The sequence below is a fragment of the Acidobacteriota bacterium genome, from assembly GCA_030697165.1.
Lineage (GTDB): Bacteria > Acidobacteriota > Vicinamibacteria > Vicinamibacterales > UBA2999 > 12-FULL-67-14b.
Genome location: JAUYQQ010000009.1, coordinates 322,130 through 344,467, shown reverse-complemented (window position 1 = coordinate 344,467; position 22,338 = coordinate 322,130). Strand labels below are relative to the sequence as shown.

Genomic DNA, 22,338 nt, shown 5'->3' with positions numbered 1-22,338 from the left:
CTTACATGTCGATCCTTAAAGTGGCCCGAATGGGCCATCCCGTCCTGCGTGCCGTGGCCCGGACCGTCGACAAGGCCGAGATCAAGAACCCGTCGATCCAGGATTTTATCGACAGCATGATTGACACCATGTACGAGTATTCAGGGGTCGGCCTGGCGGCGCCGCAGGTGCACGAGAGCCTGCGCCTGTTTGTGGCCATGCTCGATTCCGATGACCAGGGCGACGGCGATGCGGTGGTGCTGATCAATCCCGAGATCACGGTGATCGGCGATGCGACGGTCGAGGGCTGGGAAGGCTGCCTGAGCATTCCCGAAATTCGCGGCCGCGTGCCTCGCGCCCAGCACATCAAGGTGTCAGCGCTCGACCGCAACGCCAAGCGCTTCGAACTCGACCTCAAGGATTTTCCGGCGCGGGTCGTCCAACACGAGACCGACCACCTCGACGGCGTGCTGTTCTTCGACCGCATGAAGTCGCTCGAGACCCTCACCTATCTCGAGGAGTACTCGCGCTATCACGCACGTCGAGAGAAGGACGACGAAGAGGAAGAATAGGGTGCCTAAGGTGCCTAAGGTGCCTAGGGTGCCTAAGGTGCTCGGGGTGCTCGTAAGACCGCGGCGCTGACGCCGGCCGCGATCTGCCGGCTGAGCCCAGCTAAGTCGCCGGGGCGGCCGCCGTAGTCTTCCACCCAGATCTTGCGGTCGGTTGCGGCGTTGACGACGCGGGCCATCACGCGAATGCCGCCGCTGACGTTCTCGATCGACGCTTCCACCACGAACGCGGCGTTCAACGCCTGGGCGATCTCGCGCAGCGGCTTGCGCTCGCCGGCAAACTGCATGGCGCTCGTGTGAGACACCACGCTCACGGTGCCGAGGCGGGCCAGTTCCGCCGTCACGTGGTCGGTCAACTGGGCCGCGGTCGCGCCGTCTTCTTCACTGGCGGAATACTGCTCGAACGCAAGCACGGCCACTGATGGCGGCCCCTCGGCCGATCGGGACCAGCCCACCCAGGTCACGACCGCGACGACGAGCGCGACGACGCCGGTGCTGAGCGCCCACGCCGCCCACACCCGCCTGGGCGACTCGATCGTTTCCGGCTCTTGCGCTGGGGCAGGTGGCGCAGCCTGGTGGGGCTCGAACAGCGCCACGTAGGCGCCGCGGGGGAGCGAGATGCGCACCGCGTCGGCCGCGCCGTCGGTGCCGTAGTACTCCTCGAGACGGCTGCGCAGCCGGCCGGCCTCAACGCGAACGATCGAATCAATGCGGGGGTCGTACTTGTCGTCGCGGTCGAACACCTCCATGCCGACCGAGTACTCCTTCAGCTGATCCGTCTCGCCCGCGAGCGTCCGCTCGACGATGTGGCGCAGCAAACGACTGAGCCGCCCGGCGGAGACGAAGCCTTTGCTAGCGAGAATCCGATCGAGCTGCTCGTGTACCGCGTCCGGGTCTGGCTGCACCTGGCCAGTATGAACGAATCGATCGGTGACTTATCGTCCGGGAGGAGCAAAGTAACCGTTACAGCAACCGTAACTTGCTCCAATTCAGTCACTTGCCGCGCCACCCTTGCGGCCATGAGTCTCGTCTCATCCGCCAGGAGGCACTGATGTTCAAGACACCCAAGACCCTGCTCAACGCTCTCGCGCTCGCAATCGTCCTCGTTTCGGCCAGCCCCGCGCTGGCCGGTCCGGCGCTCGTCTGCATTCCCTTCGAGACCGGGTCCACCAAGCTGCTGACTTGGGGATCCGGCTCGGGTTGGAACACCCCCGACCGATCGTTCGACCTGAAGACGCTGACCGCCGAAACGCTTCGCGCATTGGATGCCGACGCGGCCGTTCTGAGCCGCATGGAGAACCTGCGCCGCGCCACCGTCTACGGGTTGCAGGACCCGGCGGCGGCGCACCACCTGCTGTCGGCGTTGATCGGGCGCGCGCTCAGCACCACGCCCACCGCGCGCGCCTGGTTTGATGCCGGCTACTTGATCGAAGCTTATCGCCAGGCGGTGCACCTGCGGGGTACCAACGGCCGGTTCGACGCCGCGGCGTGGGCGGCCACCGACGAGACCCTTCGCGTGGATGGCTATGGATTCGTGAAGAAGGCGATCGCGATGGGTGGTTCGACGGCGGAAATGGAGTTCGCCGCGTCGCTGATGACACAGGGGGCGGCGGCCACGGCGCACCGCGCGCGTGCGGCCTCCGCGGCCACTCGCGGATCGCTCCTGGCGTCGAACCTGGCGAAGGATTAATCCCGACTGGGACCTTCCTCCCGACAAGAAGTGCCCTCCCGACGGGATGTGTCTCCCGTCGGGAAGTGCAGGCGCTACTTCTTGACGCCGGTCCCGCTCATCGAGAACTGGCCGGCGTTGATGTCGAACACCACCTTCACCTTGTCGGCGCCGTCCGGCGTCAGGGTGATCACGGCGTCGAACGGCTGGCCCTGGAAGTTCCCCGCGAACTTCAGCACCAGGTCTTCGGCCGCCTTCGTGACGTCGGTGACTTTCTGCACTTCGGGCTGCATCTCGTTCGAGAGTTCCGCGACGGCCTTGCCGCCTTCGTCCTTGAGGATCATCGATTGTTCGAATGCTCCCTGTGGACCGTCGAGGGTCAGCGTCCAGCTGCCCATGTAGTTGCCGGCGTCGGCCGATGCGAGCTGCGCCGAAGCCACGAGTGGTGAGAGCACGAGCGCCAAAGCAAGTGTTCCGATCAGGCGTGCCATGGTGAGTCCTTGTTGGTGCCCGCCGGGCGCATCCCGGCGGATAGCTGCGGATAATAGCACTAGCTCGACCACTGGAAATCGCGGGCGAACGCGTATAATTGCGTGAATTCTGATGCCTGCCCTGGCGCTCGGTACCGCTCCCCCGAAGGTCACCTTACTGTCGTCGCCGTCCGTGCCGTACGACGGCGCGATTGCCGCGGCGCGGACGTGCTATTCGCCGCGCGTCATCGAACGCAGCGAAATCACCGATAAACAGCGGGATTCGATCGGTCCGCTCACGTTCGAGGGCGGTCACCACACGGTCTTTCAGCACGCCCACTTCGAGTTTGGCCTCGAGAACATCTCGCGCCAGCTGGTGTGGAGCGTCCTGCACTCGTACCCCTTCTACAACTCGGAACAGTCCAGCCAGCGCTACGTGAAGCTCAACGAGCCGCGCGCGTTCGTGCCGCCGCTCAGCGGCGAGGCGCTGGAGGTGTACGAGCAGGCCGTGTTGCGGGCGTGGGACTCGTACGCGAAGCTGTCGGCGCTGCTCAAGGATGACGCCTGGGCCATCCTGAAACAACTGCGCTACGTCAGGCCGACCAACACCCCGGCCCGGCTCAAGGCCGTGGAGCGGGAGGCCGAGAAGAAGGCGATCGAAACCGCGCGCTACGTGATTCCGATCGGCGCCTTTACCTCGATGGTCCACACCGTGTCGGGCATCGTCTTGCACCGGCTGCACCGCATGCTGAACGCCGGCGACGTGCCGTACGAAGCGGCGATGGTGATTGGCGCCATGGTCGACCTCGTGAAAGAGGTCGACCCGATGTTCTTCGAGAAGATCGGTCTCGACACTTTCGCGCGCGAGTCGATGCCCGAACTGCAGTTCCCGAACACCCGCGCGTCGGGCGATGCCTTTGCGGCCGAGTTCGACCGCCGCCTGCAGGGCCGGGTCTCGCGGCTGCGCGACTGGTCGGCCGGCGCCGAGCGGGTGGTGGCCGACGCCGTGCGCGCCACCTTCGGCATCACCACGGTCGAGATGGGCGACGAGGAGGCGATCGACCGCGTCATGAACCCGGCCCGCAACCCGTACCGGGTCGACATGCTCGACGTGGCGTATCACTCGCCGATGATGCGCACGCTCAACCACGCCAACTACGTGTTCGAGAAGAAGCTGAGTCACACCGCCGATTCGCAGGACCAGCGCCACCGCATGGTGCCGGCTTCGCGGCCCATGATGACGCTGGCTGACACCACGCAGCCCGACTACATCACCCCGCGGCTGATCCGCCAGAACGCCGAGGCGCTGGCGGTCTACGAGCAGGCCATGAGCGAGGCGTGGACCGCCAAGAACAAGCTGCTCGCGCTGGGTGTGCCGCTCGAGTACGCGCTCTACGTGGTGCCCAACGCCAAGGCGCTGCGGCTGGTCGAGTCGGGGTCGTTCATCGCCCTGCAGCACAAGTGGACGCTGCGCACCTGCTTCAACGCGCAGGAGGAGATCTACATCGCGTCGATGGACGAGATCAGCCAGGTCAAGGCCATCCATCCGCAGCTGGGCCGCTACCTGGGCCCGCCGTGCGTGTTGCGCAACAAGATCGTGTCGCCGCGGTGCACCGAGGGCTCTCATTTCTGCGGCGTGCCGGTCTGGAATTCGTTCCCGAACGCCGAACGCCGCCTCTGAGGCCGTGCAGATCCTGCCCTGGATCGCGCATGCCTACACCGCTTCGGGCGCGGTGATCGCGCTGCTCGCCACCGGCGTGACCTTCGCCCACAACTTCCGCGCTGCCTTCATCTACCTGGCGATCGCGACCTTCGTCGATGCCACCGACGGCGTGCTGGCGCGCGCGCTGAAGGTCAAGGAGCGCCTGCCTCGCTACGACGGCGCCCGCCTCGACGACATCGTCGACTACCTGACCTACGTCTTCGTGCCAGTGCTGATCGTGTGGCAGGCAGAGTTAGTGCCGGTGCCGTTTCCGGTGTGCGCGGCCATGCTGCTGTCGAGTGCGTACGGCTTTGCCCAGGCCGATGCGAAGATCAAGAGCACCGATCACTTCTTCACCGGCTTCCCCTCCTACTGGAACATCGTCGTCGTCTATCTCTACGTGTGGCAGCTGGCTCCCGTGATCAACGCGGTGATCCTGCTGGTGCTGGCGGTGCTGGTGTTCGTGCCGATCCGCTACGTCTATCCCTCACGCACGACCACGTTGAAAGTACCGACGCTGGTGCTGGGCGCGTTCTGGGCGATGATCTTCACCTGGATGGTCTGGCGCCTGCCGGCCACTGACGGCCCCTGGCTCGCGCTGTCGGCAGTCTTCCCGGTGTACTACGTCGCGCTCTCGCTTTGGCTCCACGGCCGAACCCGTGAACCTTTGAACCCGTGAACCCGTGAACCTGCTGTGTCGCCTCTTGTAATCATCTTCGTTACCGTTTTCATCGACCTGCTTGGCTTTGGGATCATCATCCCGCTGCTGCCGTTCTATGCCGAGTCGTACGGGGCGTCGGCGCTGACCATCGGGTTGCTCGGCACCAGCTTCTCGCTGATGCAGTTTGTGTTCTCGCCGATCTGGGGCCGCTGGTCCGACAAGATCGGCCGCAAGCCGATCATCCTGCTCGGGTTGATGGGATCGTGCCTGTCGTACCTGACCCTCGCGCTCGCGACCTCGCTGACGCTGATCTTCGTCGCCCGCATCATCGGCGGCATTGCCGGCGCCAACATCCCCACGGCCCAGGCCTACATTGCCGACGTGACCACGCCCGAGAACCGGGCGAAGGGCATGGGCATGGTCGGCGCGGCGTTCGGGCTGGGCTTCATCTTCGGGCCGGCCATTGGCGGGTTGCTGAGCCGCTTTGGCCCCGAAGCGCCGATGTGGTTTGCGTCGGCGCTGTGCCTGGCCAACTTCATCGGCGCCTGGTTCCTGCTGCCCGAGTCGCGGCGGGTCTCGTCGGCCACCCGGACGCTGGGCCGCATGGAAGCCTTCAGGCACGCCCTGACCAAGCCGGCGCTGGTGCTGCTGCTGTCGCTGTTCTTCATCGTGACCATGGCGTTTTCGAGCTTCGAGGCCACGTTCGCGTTGTTCAGTGCGGCGCGGTTTGGCTTCACCTCGACGTCGATCGGCTTCCTGTTCGCCTTCATCGGCCTGGTGCTGGCCACCATCCAGGGCGTGTTGGTGCACAAGGTGGTCAAGCGCGTGGGCGAGGCGCGCCTGGTTCCGGTGGCGATCTTCTGCATCGCGCTCGGCATTGGCATGGTGCCGTTCGCGTGGAGCGTGCCGACGCTGCTCGTGGCGCTTGGCGTGCTGGCCGTTGGCATGGGTTTCAACAACCCGTCGCTGACGTCGATGGTGTCGCGGCTCTCCGACGCCGACGACCAGGGCGGCATTCTCGGCCTCGCGTCATCCCTCGCCAGCCTCGGCCGCGTGATCGGACCGGCTTGGGGCGGGTTCCTCTACGATTCCTATGGCATGACGACCCCGTACGTGAGCGCGTCGGGATTGATGTTCGTCGCGTTCGTGGTGTCGTTCGTCGGACTCCGGGCGATGACGCCGGGTTCAATTTCCGCCGCCGGTTCCAGGAAATGAACCCGGCGTCTTTGTTCCCATTGCACGCGGGTAACCCCGGTCCGTACACCGGCGACGGCAACTGGACCTACCTGATTCCCGGCGCGCGTCCGGTGCTGATCGATGCCGGTGTTGGCGAGCCGGCGCATCTCGCTGCCATTGCCGCCGAGGCCGCGGGCGGACTGGCCGAGGTGCTGGTCACCCACGGTCATTCGGATCACGCCGCCGGCGCGCCGGCCATCCAAGTACGATGGCCCTCCGTGCGCCTCTCGAAAATGCCCTGGCCGGATCGTGATGCCGAAGTGGCGTGGACGCCGATGGGCGACGGCGATACCGTGATGACCGGCGCCGGCCCTTTGGAAGTGCTGCACACGCCCGGGCACTCTCCGGATCACCTCGCGCTCTGGCACGCGGAGTCGCGGACGGTGTTCGTCGGCGACCTCTTGCAGATGGGAACCACGGTGTTCATCCCGGCCTCCGCCGGCGGCAGCCTGGTCGATTACCTGGCGTCACTGAACCGCTTGCTGCAGCTGGCGCCGGTTCGCGCCTGGCCGGCGCATGGGCCGGTGATCGAGGATCCGCTGGCGCTCATTAATTACTACCTGGATCACCGCCGCCAGCGCGAAGAGCAGGTGCTTGAGGCGCTCGCCGCGGGACTGCAGACGGTCGACGCAATCACTGCTCGGATCTACGCCGACCTCAAACCCGCCCTGACGCCCATGGCGCGCGAAAGCGTGCTGGCGCATCTCGTGAAGCTCGAAGGCGAGGGCCGGGCCCTGCGCGGCGAGGGCCGCTGGTCCAGCATGCGGTAGCAGTTCTTTCCACATCGGCCCGCAGATCGGATCGCAGGTTCTGCGACCCCAGTTGCCCTCGACGAGCCATTCAGGCGACATTTCCGCCGGCTGGATTCGCCGGTACATCGTATTTCACGGCAAGCGGCATCCCCTGGACATGGGGTCGTCTGAGGTGGCCATGTTCCTCAGCCACCTTGCGGAACGAGCCAACGTATCGGCATCGACGCAGAACCAGGCTCTGTGCGCGGTGTTATTCCTGTATCGCCACGTCATCGATCGGCCACTCGGCCCGCTGGCCGGCGTGGCATGGGCGAAAAAGGGGACCACCGTGCCGGTGGTTCTTTCGCGGGATGAAGTGGCACGGGTCCTCAAGCATCTGCGAGGGGTGATGTGGGTGAGCGCGGTGTTGCTGTACGGCGCGGGTTTGCGCCTGAGCGAATGTCTCGATCTTCGCGTGAAGGACGTGGACTTCGATCGCCGCCAGATTACGGTGCGGGACGGCAAGGGGGCCAAGGACCGGCCCGTGCCGTTGCCGGAGATGGTCGTGGAGGCGCTGGTTCGGCAGTTGGACGATGTCCGGCGATTACACCAGCGCGATCTCTCCGCGGGTCATGGTCGCGTGGTGCTGCCCGATGCGCTGGCGCGCAAGTACCCGAATGCGGCCGCCGAATGGCGATGGCAGTTCGTGTTTCCAGCGGCGCGGATCTGCCGCGACCGCCGCTGGGGACCGCCGAGCCGGTATCGTTTGCACGAGTCCGCGGTGCAGCGGGCGGTGTCGGGGGCGGCGAAGCTGGCTCAAATCGACAAGCGGGTATCGTGTCACGTGTTTCGTCACAGCTTTGCGACCCACCTGTTGGAGAGCGGGTCTGACATCCGGACGGTGCAGGAACTGCTGGGGCACAAGGATGTCAGCACGACGATGATCTACACGCATGTGTTGAGCCGTGGGGCAATGGGCGTGAGGAGCCCGGCTGACGGGTTACCAGTCAAGAGTGCAAAGGTGCCTCGGGACGCACCCTAGCTGCCTGCCCCGCAGCAAAGGAAGCAGAGGATAGCTGTCCAGCATTGGGTGGTATCATCCGCGCGGTCTGGAGCTTACGGTGAAGGTCCTGTCGGGATCAGGCAGCTCCTTGGCTGCGTGGATTGCAGCCAAGGAGGAGAAGAAGTAGGCTGACGGACTCGCGGCCTAGATACAGTTAGCCCTTCCGAAAGCCGAACCGGAGCTTGACCAACGGAACAGGTACTGCCACTCTTCACCGATGACGCAAGCAGCCAAACGCGCGATCGACACCATCGAGGCGCTGGCACCTGCTGAGCGGCAAGAAGTGCTGGCCGAATTGTTGCGGCGGGCGGCCCAATCGGATCACGACCTCCCGACGGACGACGATCTCATCGGGTTGGCTGACCAGGTCTTTCTCGACCTCGACAAACGCGAAGCCGGTCAGTGACATGGCGGCGCGCGGCGAGGTATGGCTCGTCGATTTGGGCATGACCGCGAAGGTGCGGCCCGCGTTGGTTCTCAGCGTGCCACCAACCGATGCCGACCGCGCGTTAGTCACGCTGGTGCCGCATACCACGAGTGTTCGCCAGTCCGGTTTCGAGACTGCGTTGACCGTTGGGTTTCTCAAGGCTGGCGCCTTCGACGCGCAGGGGCTAGTCACGGTGCCGCCGGTGCGGCTATTGCGAAGGCTCGGTAAGTTGTCGGACGCACAACTGTCGCAGGTTGAAACGTCCGTATGCGCGTGGCTGGGTCTTAAGGTCACACCGTCCGAGGGCTAACACGGCCTGGAGCCGACGGCGTTCAACCGTTGGCCAGTTGGCGCAGCACTGTTCCGCCGCGGCTCAGGCCGAAGCGTTAGCCTGCTAAACCAGCACCTTCATGGCCCAAGAATTGCCTGTTTGAGTTTCCATTGACCAGGGCGTATTCTGGCTTGAGTTCCTAGGGTGAGGCTCCCAATGACGGCCAAAGACACGGTGCGTGCGCTTCTCGATCGCTTGCCGGACGATTGCAGCCTCGATGAGGTGCAATACCACTTGTACGTCGTTCAGGCGGTGGCCCAAGGCGAGGCTGACGAGCACGCGGATCGCGTGATTCCACATGAACAAGTGGCGACGGAGCTTCGGCGCAAGTGGCTGCTGGGACGCGCCGGGTAGTTTGGGGCGAGTCGGCCCAAGCCGCCCTCGACGAAGCGCTCAGCGGCATTGCTGAGAGTTCCCTCGATGGCGCGATTCGCGTGATGACGCGTGCAATAGAAGTCGCGGACAGTTTGTCGACTCTCGCGGAACGTGGGCGTGTGGTCCCGGAAATCGGCGAGTCGACCCTTCGAGAATTGTTCGTTTACGAATACCGATTGCTCTACCGAATTCGAGAGGACCGCGTCGTGATCCGGGCATTTCTTCACGGAGCACGCGACTTTTCAACATGGCGACGCGAACAGGGGCGGGATCTGAACGACGCAGGCTAACAACGAATGGAGCCGACGCGCGATGTCGCTTGTGCGCGCGGCTCATTCGTAGCGTTAGGCCGCCATCAAAGCCACACCTCTCCCAATTTGCTCTCATACGCCATTGGCGTATAATCGCTTATGCGGTTTGTCGAGACGCCGATCTTTACCAAGGTAATCACGGCGCTTCTCGACGACGAGTCATATCGAAGCCTGCAGTCCGCGCTCATGCGCCGACCCGAGCAGGGGCCGACCATCGGCGGCACCCATGGTGCCCGAAAGGTGCGATGGGCCCGGCCGGGTGCCGGGAAGCGTGGCGGAATTCGAGTGATCTACTACTGGGCGGTGCGTGAAGCGGCGTTCTACATGCTTTACGCCTACGCCAAGAACGAGCAGGGCGACCTGACGCGCGACCAGGCGCGAGTTCTGGCGGCGCTCATCCGGAAGGAGTTCAAGTGAAAGCCGATGCGTTTCAAGAGTTGGTCGCCAGCGTTCGACAGGCCGGTCGCATTCGTCGGGGCACCCTGCGCGCGTCTCGAGTGACCACGTTCAAGCCGGCAGACATCAAGGCAGTTCGAAAGAAGCTGCGCGCCTCGCAGACCGAATTCGCGCTCATGATCGGTGTCAATGTGTCGACGTTGCGCAACTGGGAGCAAGGTCGTCGTGTTCCAGACGGACCCGCATTGGCGCTCCTTCGTGTCGCGGCGAAGAACCCGATCGCGGTTGCCGAAGCGCTCCATGGGTGGCGCGGCGCGGCCTAACAGCCGCTGCAGCCGACGAGCGGCAGATGGTTTAGACTCCTTCGCATGATTGCGACTGCCGCTCGCGGCTGAGCGGCAAGGCGTTGGGCGCACTGACGAGCATTCTTGACGCGACGATGCTAGGATTTCCTCATGCCCACCGAAACGGATAAACAACGCGCCTTGGACGCCATCCGTTCGTTACCCGATAGCGCCACTATTGAGGACGCGATCGGACGGCTGTGCTTTATCGCCAAGATCGAGGAGGGGCTTCAGCAGTCTCGTGCCGGGCAGGTGGTGAGTCACGACGAGGTCAAGAAGCGCCTTCTGGCGTGACTATCTACTGGACCGAGCGCGCCCAGGATGACGTGGCAGCCATCCACGCGTTCATCGAAGCAGACTCGACGCATGACCCCAGCGAGATTCACGTGCTGACCGTTCATCACGGAGCGCGAGAGACCCTCGGAGCGGTCTAGTCCCGAAGCGCGGGGCCTGACACGGTGGAAGTAGTTGAAACAACGACACCCGCCGATGTTTGACGCCGACTTGCCCCGGCACTAGACTCCCTTCGTCATGATTGGCGGAGCGCTACCCGGGTCCGCCGACTACTTGTTGTACGCCAGTCACGCACGATGAGAGTCCTGATCTTCGGCAACTCCGGCTCGGGCAAGAGCACCCACGCGCAAGCGTTGGCGGCTCGCGAGGGCATTCCGCATCTGGACCTCGACTCGATCGTGTGGGAACCGAACCAGGTCGCAGTGTTGCGCCCGGCCGCCGCTATCCAGCAGTCGCTGGCGGATTTTCTCGCGGCGCATGACACCTGGGTGATCGAAGGCTGCTATGGCGAACTGGTCGAAGCCTCAGCAAGGCACGCCACGGAGCTGGTGTTCCTCAATCCTGGCCTCGACGCCTGTCTGGCCAACAATCGCCAGCGGCCGTGGGAGCCGCACAAGTACTCCTCGTCTGAAGCTCAGAACGCTATGCTCGCCAACCTGCAGGCCTGGGTCACCGGCTATTACCACCGCAGCGACCAGTGGTCGTACCAGGCGCATCGACGAATCTTCGATACACATAGGGGTAACAAAGTCGAGCACACGACCGTGCTCACTTCGTCCTGGTAGAACGTGACTGCTCGCGATCGGATACTTCTGGTCTCCCTGTGGCTCTCAGTGGTTGCGTTGACCACCTGGGTCGGTGGCACGCTCTACCAAATGGTGGTGATCGTTCCCTTGTGGAACGCGTCACCCCCGGAATCAGTCCGCGCGTTTTTCCAGGGGACGGACTGGAATCGGACCATCTTCAACTTTTTTGGGCCACCCTTTATCGTCGCGCGCAATGTGCCGGTATTAGCGGCTTTGATAGCGGGATGGCACCTGCCGCGACATCGGCGAGCGTTGCTCATCGCAACGGCCTGCTTTACCGTGTTCGGGGCAATCTTCACGGTCGCGTATGTGTATCCAATCAACGCGGTGCTGTTTGAACAGGCCGGGGGCGCTCAAAGCGCCGATGAGATCCGGGCGCTGGTAAACCAGTGGATTCTTTTTGACAGAGTCCGTTTCGCCGTGGGTCTGGTCGGGTTTGCCGCCGTCTTGCATGCCTTCAGGCTCCCAATTCCTGGTGAACGACAGAGGTAGAGTCAACGGGGGCCCAACGCGCGTGGCCCAAGGCAGACCGACGGCAGAAAGGTAGCGCGCATCACCCTGGTCATATTCCTTCTGCTCACGTTTGCCCTGACCTGGACGGCCTGGATCGTTCCTGCGGCGTTCCTGACGCCGGGCAATGCCTGGTTCTTCGGCCTTGGCGGTCCGGTGTTCCTGCTGGGTGTCTTCGCTCCAGGGTTCGTGGCGCTCGCCTTCACCGCGTACTACGAAGGTCGCGCCGGCGTGGCCCGCCTGCTGGCGCGCATCGGCAGGTGGCAAGTGGGCGCGCACTTGTATCTGTTCGCGATCGGCTATCTGGCGGCTACCAAGCTCCTCGCCGCCCTGATCCATCGAATGGCCGTGGGCGCGTGGCCCGCCTTCGGCGATACACCATTGCCCCTGATGCTCGGTGGGATACTGCTGTCGACCTGGACGCAAGCCGGCGAGGAACTGGGATGGCGGGGATATGCACTGCCGCGTCTCGCCACGCATCTGGGCCTCGGCGGCGCCAGCGTTCTGCTCGGCGTCGTCTGGGCGCTTTGGCACCTGCCGCTGTTCTTCCTGCAGGGCAGCGGAAGTGACGGCCAGTCGTTCCCGATCTACCTGTTGCACGTGACGGCGCTGTCGGTGGCGATGGCCTGGCTCTACTGGAGGGCCCAGGGCAGTCTGCTGCTCGTGATGGTGATGCACGCCTCGGTGAACAACACGACCGGCATCGTGCCGGCGGCCGTGCCAGATGCAGCTAACCCCATGTCGCTCGAGGGCTCACTGGTGGCCTGGGCGACTGTTGGCGTCTCATTAGTGATCGCGGCGTTGCTCCTGGTCCGAATGCGTAGGGCCGACAGCGGTGCGATGCTGGACTCAGGATCACACCCGCCCCAGCCTGGGCCCGCTTCCACCTAGAGGAGAGCAAAATGGAGCGCGCGGTTCCCGTTCTACCCGTCGACGATCTCGCCACGGCGAAGCAGTTCTATGTCAATGGGCTCGGATTCGAGGTTTCATTCGAGTCCACCGCCGACGGCAAGTCCGGCCTGCTTGGCGTGCGACGAGGTTCGATTGCGATTACCCTCGACAGCCCGATGGACGGACACGGCCGAAAGGCCTGCGTGTCGCTCGAGGTGGAGCGCGCGGACCGCTACTATGACGAGTGGCGGCAACGCGTGAGTGTGCCGCGACCGCCGCGCAACGAAGACTGGGGTGCGGCGCACATTCAGCGTCATCGACCCATTCGACAACACCATCTTCGTCATGGGGCCCCCGGCGTGACACTCTTTGATGAACCTCAACCTCTTGATGTCATCGACCAACCTTGAGTCATACGAATCAATAGCACTCCGGTGGAACGAGCAGAGGAGCGTGCTCTCGCCCGCTGAGGCGCGACAAGGGACGCATCGCCATTGTGGCCGGCATATGATGGCTCCCTGTAAGTCTGAAGACCTTCCCCATGGCACCGATCATTCCCGACCCCAAGAAGATCAAGCCGTTCAAGAACCAGGCGGCGTTTGCCGCGTGGCTGGCGAAGAACCACGCGCGCGAAACTGAGATCTGGATCAAGGTCTACAAGAAGGATTCCGGCGTGCCGTCGGTGACGTGCCCTGAAGCGCTCGACGTCGCGCTCTGCTGGGGCTGGATCGACGCCATTCGCAAAGGACTCGACGCGGAAGCGTTCCTGCAGCGCTACACCCCGCGAGGCAAGAAGAGCATGTGGAGCCAGATCAATCGCGACCACATCGTTCGCCTGACCAAGGCCGGCTTGATGCAGCCGCCCGGGCAGGCGCAGGTGGACGCCGCCAAGGCCGATGGCCGATGGGCGGCGGCTTACGCGCCCATTCGCAGTGCGTCGAAGGACACCGTGCCGGCCGACCTGCGCGCCGCCATCGAGGCGAACCCGCGGGCGCGCAAGACGTTCCACTCCCTGGGCAAGATGAACCTGTTCGCGTTGACCTTCCGTACCAACAACATGAAGACCCCGGCCGGCCGCGCGAAGAAGATCGCGGACCTGGTCACCATGCTCGCTCGCGGCGCGACCATCGTGCCTTAACGGCTATGATGCCCCCAACCCGATGAACCCAGCCAGCCCGTCGTTCCTCCACCAGGTGCCGTTCTTCAGCGCCCTGTCCGCCGAGGCGTGTGCACTCCTCGAACGCCGCACGCGGCGGCGCGACTTCCTGCCGCAGTCGACCATCGTTCGCGAGGGCAGCGCCGATGGCGCGGCCTACTTTGTCCTGTCGGGCCGGGTCGTGGTCCGGCGGCGCGACCCGGACACCGGCGTCGACTTCGTGCTCGCCGAGCTTGGGCCCGGACAGATGTTTGGCGAAATGGCCCTGCTCACCGGCCAGCCCCGCACTGCCTCCGTGCTGGCCATCGACGAGACGACGTGTGCCGTGCTCGAGCATGCCGACTTCGAGCAGGCCCTGGCGGCCCATCCCGAACTGGCCGCGGCGATGATGCGGATGCTCGCCGAACGTCTCATCGACGCCAACCGGCACGCCGGGGTGGACTTCGTCAACCTGGCCAAGATGCAGGTCGACCCACGCGTGGTGACGCTGCTGCCGCAGGCGATGATCAACGCCCACAAGGTCGTGCCGATCGCCTTCGCGAACAACCGGCTCACGCTCGCGATGACCAACCCGAACAACCTGGTGGCGTTCGACGATGTCCGGCGCGCCATCAAGGGCGTGATGATCGAGCCGGCCATCGTCACCGAAGACGATTTCAAGCGCTTCATGGCGAGTACCTATCCTCAGCTGGTGGCGAAGACCGAGGCCGCCGCCCCGCGACCGGCCACAACTGCGCCGCCGTCGCCGGCCGCGTCGGTTGACCTGTTGCAGGCGGATCTCATCCGCGAGCTGCAGCTGGCGGCCGACGCCGAGGTCGTGGCCGCCGACACCAAGCAGGACCTGATGAGCGCGTCGGAGGACGCCCCGATCATCCGGCTCGTCAACTCGATTCTCGGGCTCGCCATCAAACAAGGCGCCAGCGACATCCACGTCGAGCCGATGGAAGGCGACGTCACCGTGCGTTTCCGGATCGACGGGGTTCTGCAAGTGGTGCAGAAGCTTCCCAAGCGCGTGCAGATGGGCGTGATCTCGCGATTCAAGATCCTGAGCCGGCTCGACATCGCCGAAAAACGGCTGCCCCAGGACGGCCGCATCAGCGTGACGATGGAGGGCAAGCCGATCGACTTTCGCGTCTCGACGGTGCCTGGCAAATGGGGCGAGAAGGTGTGCATGCGCCTGCTCGACAAATCGAACACGGCGCTAGGTCTCGACACGCTGATCACCCACGCTCCGGTGCTGGCGCTAGTGCGGGAGATGATCCAGCAGCCCTACGGCATCATCTATGTGACCGGGCCCACCGGCTCGGGTAAGACGACCACGCTCTATTCGGCGTTGGCGGAAATCAACGATCCCGGCGTCAATATTTCAACCGCCGAAGATCCCGTGGAGTACGACCTGCCTGGCGTGACCCAGATCCAGGCGGCCCCCGACATCGGCCTGACGTTCGCGGCCGTCCTGCGTGCGTTTCTGCGGCAGGATCCCGACGTGCTGCTCGTCGGCGAAACCCGCGACAAAGAGACGGCGCACACCGCCGTCGAAGCCGCCCTGACCGGGCACCTGGTGTTCACGACGCTCCACACCAACAGCGCCGCCGTGGCATTCACCCGGCTGCACGAAATGGGGATTGAGCCCTTCCTGGTGTCATCGTCGACCATCGGCGTGATCGCGCAGCGGCTGGCCCGCCGTCTGTGTCAGCAGTGCAGGGAGCCCGTGCCGGCCGACGCCAACGCCATCCGCTACTTCGACCTGCCGCCGAACACGACGCTGTATCGGGCGGTCGGGTGCGCGATCTGCGGCGGCAAGGGCGTCAAGGGCCGGATCGGCATCTACGAAGTGATGCGAATGAACGCGCAGCTCAGGTCGATGGTGGGCGCGGGCGCTCGCGCCGAGGAGCTTCATGCCGCCGCGGTCGAGCAGGGCATGATCGACTTGAAACGCTACGCCACGCTGCTGCTGACCACGGGGTTGGCCACGGTCGAGGACGTGATGAGCGTCGTCAGTGTCGAGGCCTGACGAGGTGACGCACGTCGTTCTCGTGTATCCCGACATCCACTGGAACACCGGCAACGCCGGCCGCACCTGCCTGGCGGCGGGCGCGAGCCTGCACCTGATTGAGCCACTGGGCTTCTCCCTCGACGACAGCCGCGTCAAGCGGGCCGGTCTCGACTACTGGGAGCACGTGGACCTGCGCGTGTGGCCGGACTGGGAGGCCTTCGAGGCGCAGTTGCCGGCGCTCGGCGAGCCGTATTTCTTCTCGACCAAGGCGACGCGCTCGTTCTGGGACGCGCCGCTGGGCGCACCGGAAGGCGTCGTGCTCGTGTTTGGCAGCGAGACCGCCGGCCTGCCGGCCGAACTCCACGAGAAGTATCGCGATCGCTTTGTCGCGATGCCAATTCTGTCGACCCGGGTCCGCTCGCTGAACCTGTCGAACAGCGTGGCGATTGCCGCCTATGAAGTGCTGCGGCAGCGCCGCGCGAGTCTCCCGATCCGCTAGCCGGACGATATACTGGTTCCCCAATGATTCGAACCGTGGGCCTCGCCGGGGCGGGCTATGTCCTCCTCTACGGCGTCCTGGCGGTCCTGACCGGCCAGCGGGTCGTGGCCCTTGGCGACCTGGCCCAGCTGATTCCTCCGCTCGCGTTCGCCGCCTTCACCTTCCAACTCGCCCGCCGCTGCCGCGGACAGGTGCGTATTTTCTGGAACCTGAACGCGATTCACGGCGTGGCGTGGGCGATCGGCCAGACGGTGTGGACGTACTACGACCTCGTGCACGGCGGGGTGCCGGTGATCTCGCCGACCGACCCGCTGTTCTTCGTGTCGAGCATCCCGCTGGCCGCCGCTCTCTACGGCCGTCCCGAACGCGATCGCCCGCGCTGGCTGTTCGACATCGTGCTGCTCGACCTGGTGCTGATCGCGCTGTTCTCGGCGTTTGTCTACCTCTACTTCGTCGTCTCGATCGCGATCACCGACGGCAACGAGGCGCTCTACCACACCAACCTCACGCAGCTGCTGAACGCCCGCAACCTGGCGCTGGCGATCTGGGGCATCTGGCTCTGGCGCACGGCGCCGACGCCGGCGTGGCGCCGCATGTTCGGTGTCTATGCCATCGGACTCACCTTGTCGTTCGCGGGCGGCATTGTCTACGACGTCGTCGATCAGGCCGGCGTGTACGTGCCCGGCGCGCTGTGGGACCTGTCCTGGATCCTGCCGTTCGTGTTCATGGGCCTGGCCGCGGCGGTGGCCTACGACGAGAAGCTGTTCGAGCCCCAGGAGGAAGCGCCGCCTCTGGCCCGGCTGCCGGTGGTGTCGTTGATCGCCATCACGCTGCTTGTCGCCATTCCCGCGATCGACGAGATCGCCCGCCGCCTGCTCGACGTGTCGCCGGCGACCGGCACGTTGCGGACGCGGCTGGCGCTGTCGATGATGATCCCCTTCGGCCTGGTCGTCGTGGTTCGCGAGTTTCTGTCGCGGCGCGCCTTGCTGCGCGCCGGCCAGGAACTGGTGTCCACCCGCGAGCAGCTGGTGCAGAAGGAGAAGCTCGCCGCGGTGGGGCAGCTCGTTTCGGGCGTGGCCCACGAACTGAACAACCCGCTGCAGGGCGTGCTGGGCTACGCCGAGCTGATGCTGGCGGCACGGCCTTCATCCCGCGACACGGAAGAGCTGACTGCCATTCGCGACAACGCCAATCGGGCGGCCGGCATTGTTCGCAACCTGATGACCTTTGCCGGCCGCACCTCGTCCGCGCGCGGCTGGCAGCAGATCAACCGGGTGGTCAGGGATGCCGTCGCCGTCCGCGAACCCCACCTCCAGACCAGCGGCATCGAGCTGCGGCTCGAAGTGGCCGATCGGCTGCCGCTCGTCTACGTGGACCACGCCCGCCTCGAGGACGTGCTGGTCAACCTGATCCAGAACGCCGAGGCGGCGATCGCGTCGCGGCGCGACGGCACGGTGCCGGCCTCGGGCGTGCCGCGGCAGACGCCAGGCGAGATTGTGATTCAGACACGCTGGCAGGGTGAGCCCGACAGGATCCTGGTGGACGTGGCCGACAACGGCAGCGGCCTGCGCGAGGAGGACCTGCCGCGGGTCTTCGACCCGTTCTTCACGACCCGCGAAGTGGGGCAGGGCACCGGCCTCGGCTTGTCGGTGTGCTACGGCATCGTCCGCGAGCATGGCGGCCAGATCACGGTGCGCAACGCCGAGGTGGGCGGCGCCGTCTTCACGATCGACTTGCCGGTCATGGCCGAGTCGCTGGCGTCGGCCACCGCCGCCGCCGCCGTACCCGCGATGGCCGCCAACCCGCGATCGGTGGTGCCGTCGCCGTCGTTCGCCTTGGTGCAGCCGCCTGTTGACGACCTAGGTCGCGAGACCAGGAAGCGCAAGGCGCTGGTGGTCGATGACGAGGAATCGAACGCGGCGCTGGTACGACGCGTGCTCGCCGGCGCCGGCTACGATGTCGAAAGCACGACCCTGTCGCGCCGGGCGCTGGTGATGATCGAGCGGACCGCATACGACGCGGTGATCTGCGACGTCAAGATGCCCGAGTTGAGCGGCCAGGAGCTGTACGGCCGGGTCTGCCAGATTCGTCCCGAAATGGCGCGGCGATTTGTCTTCATCACCGGCGATATCGACGGCGAAGACACGCGCGAGTTCCTCGACCAGTCACGCTGCAGCTACTTCATGAAGCCCTTCAACCTCGACCGCCTGACGGCTGCGGTGGACATGCTGACAGGCGCCCGGACTCCGGATACCATCGGCTAGGCAAAGACATGGACAAGATTGTCGACTTCATCAACGTGAACCGCGACCGTTACATCGACGAGCTGAAGCGGTACCTCGCCATCCCCAGCATCAGCGCCCTGCCCGAGCACAAGGGCGACGTGCGCGCCTGCGCCGAGTGGACCGCCGACGAGATGCGGCGGATCGGCCTCCAGAACGTGCGCCTCGAAGAGACGCCCGGCCACCCGTGCGTCTACGGCGAGTGGCTCGGCGCACCCGGGGCGCCCACCATCCTGTTCTACGGCCATTACGACGTCCAGCCGGTGGACCCGGTCAACCTGTGGACGTCGCCGCCCTTCGAGGCCACCATCCGCGACGGCGAGATCTACGCGCGCGGCTCCGCCGACGACAAGGGCCAGGTGTTCATGCACTTCAAGGCCGTCGAGGCGCACCTGAAGCAACACGGCAGCCTGCCCGTGAACATGAAGTTCCTGATCGAGGGCGAAGAGGAAGTCGGCAGCGCCAACCTCGACAACTTCATCCGCGCGCACAAGGACCTGCTGAAAGCCGACGTCGTGGTGATCTCGGACTCGCCGATGTTCGACCGCGGTATTCCCTCGATCTGTTACGGCCTGCGTGGCCTGTCGTACTTCCAGATCGACCTGCGCGGCAGCAAGTCGGACCTGCACTCGGGCTCCTTCGGCGGCGCGGTCGCCAACCCCGCCATGGTGCTGGCGCAAATGCTGGCGCAGATGAAGGACAAGGGCGGCCGCATCAAGATCGACGGCTTCTACGACGATGTGGTCGAGTTGAGGCAGGAGGAGCGCGACGAGTGGGCGCGGCTGCCGTTCAACGAGAAGAAGTACAAGCAGGACCTGGGGGCGCCGAAGCTGTTCGGCGAAACCGGCTTCACCACGCTCGAACGCACGTGGGCGCGGCCCACGTTTGAAGTGAATGGCCTGCTGTCGGGCTTCACCGGCGAAGGCGCCAAGACCGTGCTGCCGGCCGTGGCCATGGCCAAGGTCAGCATGCGGCTGGTGCCGAACCAGGATCCCCAGAAAATTGGCGACCTGTTCGAGGAGTACGTGAAGAAGGTCGCGCCGAAGACGGTGGAGCTGAAGATCACCCGCATGCACGGCGGCAAACCCTGGATGACGGCGTTCGACAACCCGTTCGTGCAGGCGGCCGGCCGCGCCATCGAGCAGGGCTTCGGCCAGCGGCCGGTGTTCAACCGCGAGGGCGGATCAATCCCGGTGGTATCGACCTTCCAGGAGGAGCTTGGCGTGCCGTGCGTGCTGTTCGGGATCGGCTTGCCCGACGAAAACGCCCACGCCCCCGACGAGAAGCTCGACCTGGGAAACTTCCACAACGGCGTGATCGCGTCGGCTTACCTCTACCAAGAGATCGGGGCGCTGAAAGTCTAAACGCAACCACGAAGACACGAAGCTCACGAAAACCAATTGGTCTTCGTGGCCTTCGCGTCCATCGTGGTTTCAATTCAGCTGGGCGACGCGGCGGCGCAGCGTCTTGACGTGCTCCCAGACCTGCTCGGTTTCCTTGCGGTCGTCGCTGTCGTCCTGCTCCGACAGGCGCGCCAGCTTGAGGTATTCCTCGAAATCGCGCAACGCGTGCGAGAAGTCGTTCATGTTGTAGGCAAGCAGTCCCCGGTCCTTGAGGTCCGCCAGTGACGAGGGCTGCAGCGCCAGCAGCACGTCGGTGGTCGCCCGCGCCTGCGGGAACGAGTGCATCTTCACATAGAGCCGCTTCAAGTTATTCAGCATCCGCACCAGCACCTGGCGGCGCGTGGCACGGGCCAATAGCGACGGCTCGAACGCCGAGCCTTCGCCGACGCGGCTCAGCAACCGGCGGCAATCGGCCTCGTTCAGGATGGCGCCGCCGTGGAACGGATCGACGATCAGGCCGTCGCCGGGATTGCCACTGTGCAGGTCGTGCAACACGCGCACCAGGAAGTGGCCCGGGAAGTTGATGCCCTCGGCGCGCAGCCCGGCTCGCCGTGCCACTTCGATGTAGACCAGGGCCATGGTGATCGGAATGCCCTTCTTCCGATCCATTACTTCGTTCAGGCAGCTGTTGCGCGGGTCGTCGTACTGCTCGCGGTTGCCGGTGAAGCCGAGTTCGCCGAAGAGATAGCGGTTGACCGCGTCGATGCGGGCGGCAATCGGCGCATCGTGTCCCGGATCCTTGGCCACGAAGTGAAACGCGGCATCGCCCATGACGTTCAGGCGATCGAGATACGGACCGGCATCGAGCTTCGGATACTCGATGCGCGCGACCAGGAACGCCGGCCCCGCCAGATCCTGGCCCGGCCGGTCAGCCGCTTCGGTAATGAGATCAGCGAGCGAAGTCTGGGATTCAGTCGGCACAAAGCGCATCCAGGTCGGCAATGGTCAGCGCATGCAGGCCGGGCACAACGAGCTCAGCATCACCCCGCAGTTCCGCCTCGGAGTAGGTGTTGGTCACCGCCACGCAGCGGAGATCGGCGCCGCGGGCCGAGACCAGGCCCCACTTCGAGTCTTCAATGGCCACCGATCGCCACGGCACCAGGTCCAGGCCCGAGCGCTGGCGCAGTTGGGCGAACGCGGTGAGGTACGGCTCGGGGTTGGGCTTGCTGCGTTCGGTCTGATCGGCACCGACCACGACCGCAAACAGCGACCGCAGCCCCGCCCGCTCGAGCACGTGGTCGATTTCGTGGGTCAGCGCTCCCGAGGCCACGGCGATGGGCACCACTGCGGCAGCCGCGCGAATAAAGTCTGCCGCGCCGGGAAACAGCATTTCCCCGGCTGCCGCCAGCGTCTCGTAGCGTTCGCCCTTGCGCTCGATCAGCGACCGCACGCGGCCGTCATCCATCGGCACGCCCTGGTCTTTCCCCAGTGCCTTGAACACCCCGACATCGTCGTAGCCGAGGTACTTCGCGTAGTAGTCCTCGTTCGAGATGGTGAGGCCTTCGGGCGCGAGAATGTCCTGGTACGACTTGAGGTGCAGCCGCTCGCTGTCGGCAATCACGCCGTCGAAATCGAACACGATCGCCTGGAGTGCCCCCGTCCGACTCCCGACTCCCGACTCCCGACTCCCGGCTGAATCAGTCATGGAATGCTCGATTCGCCCTTGGCCAGCTTCTCGCCGGCACGGATCGGCACCTCGAGCCGGTTCTCTTTGGGCGGATACGGACAGTCGAACTCTTCGTTGTAGTAGCAGTAGGGGTGGTAGGCGACGTTGAAGTCGACGACGTAGATGCCGGTTGGGGTCGGGTCGAGCTCCATGTAGCGGCCTGCCGAGTAGGTCTCGACGCCGTTGGTCGGGTCCGAGAACGGCACGAACAGGCGCGTGACTCGCGGCTGGTCCAGCTCGTGGAACGCGGTCAGGCTCATCTTCTGGCCCTTGACCATGAACCTCAGCGTGCCGATCCGCTCGATGTCGCGAATCTTGCCGGTGGAGGTCGGCACCTTCAGCCGGGTGCGCTCGGCCGCCGGGTCGAGCGATGCCGGCACCGCATACATTTCGTCGATGGGGAAGTACGCCAGGGGGACGAGCGCCGCCATCTTGTCGGCCGGCACGGGGTTGCCGGGCTGGGCCTTGAAGGCTTCGTCCTTGGCCGCGCGCTGTGCCGCAATCGTCGACGAGTAGTCTTCGGGTTGGCCGCACGCCGCCCCGACCGCCACGGCCGCAACCGCCACCACAG

General features: G+C 65.1%; 28 protein-coding genes. 23 read left to right on the top strand and 5 right to left on the bottom strand.

What is annotated here, in order from left to right:
• Nucleotides 1-5: 5 nt before the first annotated feature.
• Nucleotides 6-551: a peptide deformylase gene (def, locus tag Q8T13_09850; GenBank protein MDP3718052.1), complete on the top strand. Its 546-nt coding sequence runs from the start codon at nt 6-8 to the stop codon at nt 549-551.
• A 32-nt stretch (nt 552-583) separates the two neighbouring features.
• Here the strand turns inward: def and Q8T13_09845 are convergent, their stop codons facing one another.
• On the bottom strand, nt 584-1,453 hold the full coding sequence (locus Q8T13_09845) for a hypothetical protein (protein MDP3718051.1): 870 nt from the start codon (nt 1,451-1,453) through the stop codon (nt 584-586).
• A 146-nt stretch (nt 1,454-1,599) separates the two neighbouring features.
• Between Q8T13_09845 and Q8T13_09840 the strand changes: the two genes are divergently transcribed.
• Nucleotides 1,600-2,238: a hypothetical protein gene (locus tag Q8T13_09840; GenBank protein ID MDP3718050.1), complete on the top strand. Its 639-nt coding sequence runs from the start codon at nt 1,600-1,602 to the stop codon at nt 2,236-2,238.
• 74 nt (nt 2,239-2,312) lie between these two features.
• Here Q8T13_09840 and Q8T13_09835 read toward each other — a convergent pair whose 3' ends face one another.
• Complete coding sequence (locus tag Q8T13_09835) at nt 2,313-2,708, bottom strand: hypothetical protein (GenBank protein MDP3718049.1); 396 nt, start codon at nt 2,706-2,708, stop codon at nt 2,313-2,315.
• Nucleotides 2,709-2,820: 112 nt separating this feature from the next.
• Here Q8T13_09835 and Q8T13_09830 point away from each other — a divergent pair, with 112 nt between their 5' ends.
• The 21 genes from Q8T13_09830 (at nt 2,821) to Q8T13_09730 (ending at nt 20,062) form a co-directional block, all read left to right on the top strand.
• On the top strand, nt 2,821-4,368 hold the full coding sequence (locus Q8T13_09830; protein MDP3718048.1) for an FAD-dependent thymidylate synthase: 1,548 nt from the start codon (nt 2,821-2,823) through the stop codon (nt 4,366-4,368).
• Between the two features lie 4 nt (nt 4,369-4,372).
• Complete coding sequence (locus tag Q8T13_09825; GenBank protein MDP3718047.1) at nt 4,373-5,068, top strand: CDP-alcohol phosphatidyltransferase family protein; 696 nt, start codon at nt 4,373-4,375, stop codon at nt 5,066-5,068.
• Nucleotides 5,069-5,083: 15 nt separating this feature from the next.
• The gene (locus tag Q8T13_09820) at nt 5,084-6,265 is read left to right on the top strand and encodes an MFS transporter (protein MDP3718046.1); all 1,182 of its coding nucleotides are present in this window, start codon (nt 5,084-5,086) and stop codon (nt 6,263-6,265) included.
• Nucleotides 6,262-7,056: an MBL fold metallo-hydrolase gene (locus Q8T13_09815; GenBank protein MDP3718045.1), complete on the top strand. Its 795-nt coding sequence runs from the start codon at nt 6,262-6,264 to the stop codon at nt 7,054-7,056. The genes Q8T13_09820 and Q8T13_09815 overlap by 4 nt, the downstream gene beginning before the upstream one ends.
• 79 nt (nt 7,057-7,135) lie before the next feature.
• Nucleotides 7,136-8,059 carry an integron integrase gene (locus Q8T13_09810; protein ID MDP3718044.1) on the top strand — a complete coding sequence of 308 codons (924 nt, stop codon included), beginning with the start codon at nt 7,136-7,138 and terminating at the stop codon, nt 8,057-8,059.
• Nucleotides 8,060-8,297: 238 nt separating this feature from the next.
• A complete protein-coding gene (locus tag Q8T13_09805) occupies nt 8,298-8,486 on the top strand; it encodes a hypothetical protein (GenBank protein ID MDP3718043.1) in 189 nt (62 codons plus the stop codon).
• A 1-nt stretch (nt 8,487) separates the two neighbouring features.
• The gene (locus Q8T13_09800) at nt 8,488-8,817 is read left to right on the top strand and encodes a type II toxin-antitoxin system PemK/MazF family toxin (GenBank protein ID MDP3718042.1); all 330 of its coding nucleotides are present in this window, start codon (nt 8,488-8,490) and stop codon (nt 8,815-8,817) included.
• Nucleotides 8,818-8,994: 177 nt separating this feature from the next.
• Nucleotides 8,995-9,192, top strand: a complete 198-nt coding sequence (locus Q8T13_09795; GenBank protein MDP3718041.1) for a hypothetical protein — start codon at nt 8,995-8,997, stop codon at nt 9,190-9,192.
• Between the two features lie 431 nt (nt 9,193-9,623).
• Nucleotides 9,624-9,941, top strand: coding sequence for a type II toxin-antitoxin system RelE/ParE family toxin (locus Q8T13_09790; GenBank protein MDP3718040.1), 318 nt, complete (start codon nt 9,624-9,626; stop codon nt 9,939-9,941).
• Nucleotides 9,938-10,243 carry a NadS family protein gene (nadS, locus tag Q8T13_09785; GenBank protein MDP3718039.1) on the top strand — a complete coding sequence of 102 codons (306 nt, stop codon included), beginning with the start codon at nt 9,938-9,940 and terminating at the stop codon, nt 10,241-10,243. Before Q8T13_09790 ends, nadS begins: the two co-directional genes overlap by 4 nt.
• Nucleotides 10,244-10,375: 132 nt before the next feature.
• Nucleotides 10,376-10,558 carry a hypothetical protein gene (locus Q8T13_09780; GenBank protein MDP3718038.1) on the top strand — a complete coding sequence of 61 codons (183 nt, stop codon included), beginning with the start codon at nt 10,376-10,378 and terminating at the stop codon, nt 10,556-10,558.
• Complete coding sequence (locus tag Q8T13_09775) at nt 10,555-10,698, top strand: hypothetical protein (GenBank protein ID MDP3718037.1); 144 nt, start codon at nt 10,555-10,557, stop codon at nt 10,696-10,698. Before Q8T13_09780 ends, Q8T13_09775 begins: the two co-directional genes overlap by 4 nt.
• 156 nt (nt 10,699-10,854) lie before the next feature.
• On the top strand, nt 10,855-11,343 hold the full coding sequence (locus Q8T13_09770; protein ID MDP3718036.1) for an AAA family ATPase: 489 nt from the start codon (nt 10,855-10,857) through the stop codon (nt 11,341-11,343).
• Nucleotides 11,344-11,400: 57 nt separating this feature from the next.
• A complete protein-coding gene (locus Q8T13_09765) occupies nt 11,401-11,856 on the top strand; it encodes a DUF1772 domain-containing protein (protein MDP3718035.1) in 456 nt (151 codons plus the stop codon).
• A gap of 174 nt (nt 11,857-12,030) precedes the next feature.
• A complete protein-coding gene (locus tag Q8T13_09760; protein MDP3718034.1) occupies nt 12,031-12,765 on the top strand; it encodes a CPBP family intramembrane metalloprotease in 735 nt (244 codons plus the stop codon).
• An 11-nt stretch (nt 12,766-12,776) separates the two neighbouring features.
• Entirely contained in the window at nt 12,777-13,175 is a 399-nt protein-coding gene (locus Q8T13_09755) for a hypothetical protein (GenBank protein MDP3718033.1), read from the top strand.
• Between the two features lie 131 nt (nt 13,176-13,306).
• The gene (locus Q8T13_09750; protein MDP3718032.1) at nt 13,307-13,903 is read left to right on the top strand and encodes a YdeI/OmpD-associated family protein; all 597 of its coding nucleotides are present in this window, start codon (nt 13,307-13,309) and stop codon (nt 13,901-13,903) included.
• A 22-nt stretch (nt 13,904-13,925) separates the two neighbouring features.
• Entirely contained in the window at nt 13,926-15,935 is a 2,010-nt protein-coding gene (locus tag Q8T13_09745; GenBank protein ID MDP3718031.1) for an ATPase, T2SS/T4P/T4SS family, read from the top strand.
• Nucleotides 15,922-16,416 (top strand): tRNA (cytidine(34)-2'-O)-methyltransferase, encoded by a 495-nt coding sequence (locus Q8T13_09740; protein MDP3718030.1) that lies wholly within the window; start codon nt 15,922-15,924, stop codon nt 16,414-16,416. Before Q8T13_09745 ends, Q8T13_09740 begins: the two co-directional genes overlap by 14 nt.
• A 23-nt stretch (nt 16,417-16,439) precedes the next feature.
• On the top strand, nt 16,440-18,680 hold the full coding sequence (locus Q8T13_09735) for an ATP-binding protein (GenBank protein MDP3718029.1): 2,241 nt from the start codon (nt 16,440-16,442) through the stop codon (nt 18,678-18,680).
• A gap of 8 nt (nt 18,681-18,688) precedes the next feature.
• Nucleotides 18,689-20,062 carry a dipeptidase gene (locus tag Q8T13_09730; GenBank protein MDP3718028.1) on the top strand — a complete coding sequence of 458 codons (1,374 nt, stop codon included), beginning with the start codon at nt 18,689-18,691 and terminating at the stop codon, nt 20,060-20,062.
• 69 nt (nt 20,063-20,131) lie between these two features.
• Here the strand turns inward: Q8T13_09730 and Q8T13_09725 are convergent, their stop codons facing one another.
• The 3 genes from Q8T13_09725 to Q8T13_09715 are packed head-to-tail and all read right to left on the bottom strand — an operon-like array spanning nt 20,132 to nt 22,333.
• Nucleotides 20,132-21,022 (bottom strand): transglutaminase-like domain-containing protein, encoded by an 891-nt coding sequence (locus tag Q8T13_09725; GenBank protein MDP3718027.1) that lies wholly within the window; start codon nt 21,020-21,022, stop codon nt 20,132-20,134.
• Complete coding sequence (locus tag Q8T13_09720) at nt 21,012-21,746, bottom strand: HAD hydrolase-like protein (protein MDP3718026.1); 735 nt, start codon at nt 21,744-21,746, stop codon at nt 21,012-21,014. The genes Q8T13_09725 and Q8T13_09720 overlap by 11 nt, the downstream gene beginning before the upstream one ends.
• Complete coding sequence (locus Q8T13_09715) at nt 21,743-22,333, bottom strand: DUF1684 domain-containing protein (GenBank protein MDP3718025.1); 591 nt, start codon at nt 22,331-22,333, stop codon at nt 21,743-21,745. Before Q8T13_09715 ends, Q8T13_09720 begins: the two co-directional genes overlap by 4 nt.
• Nucleotides 22,334-22,338 lie beyond the last annotated feature (5 nt).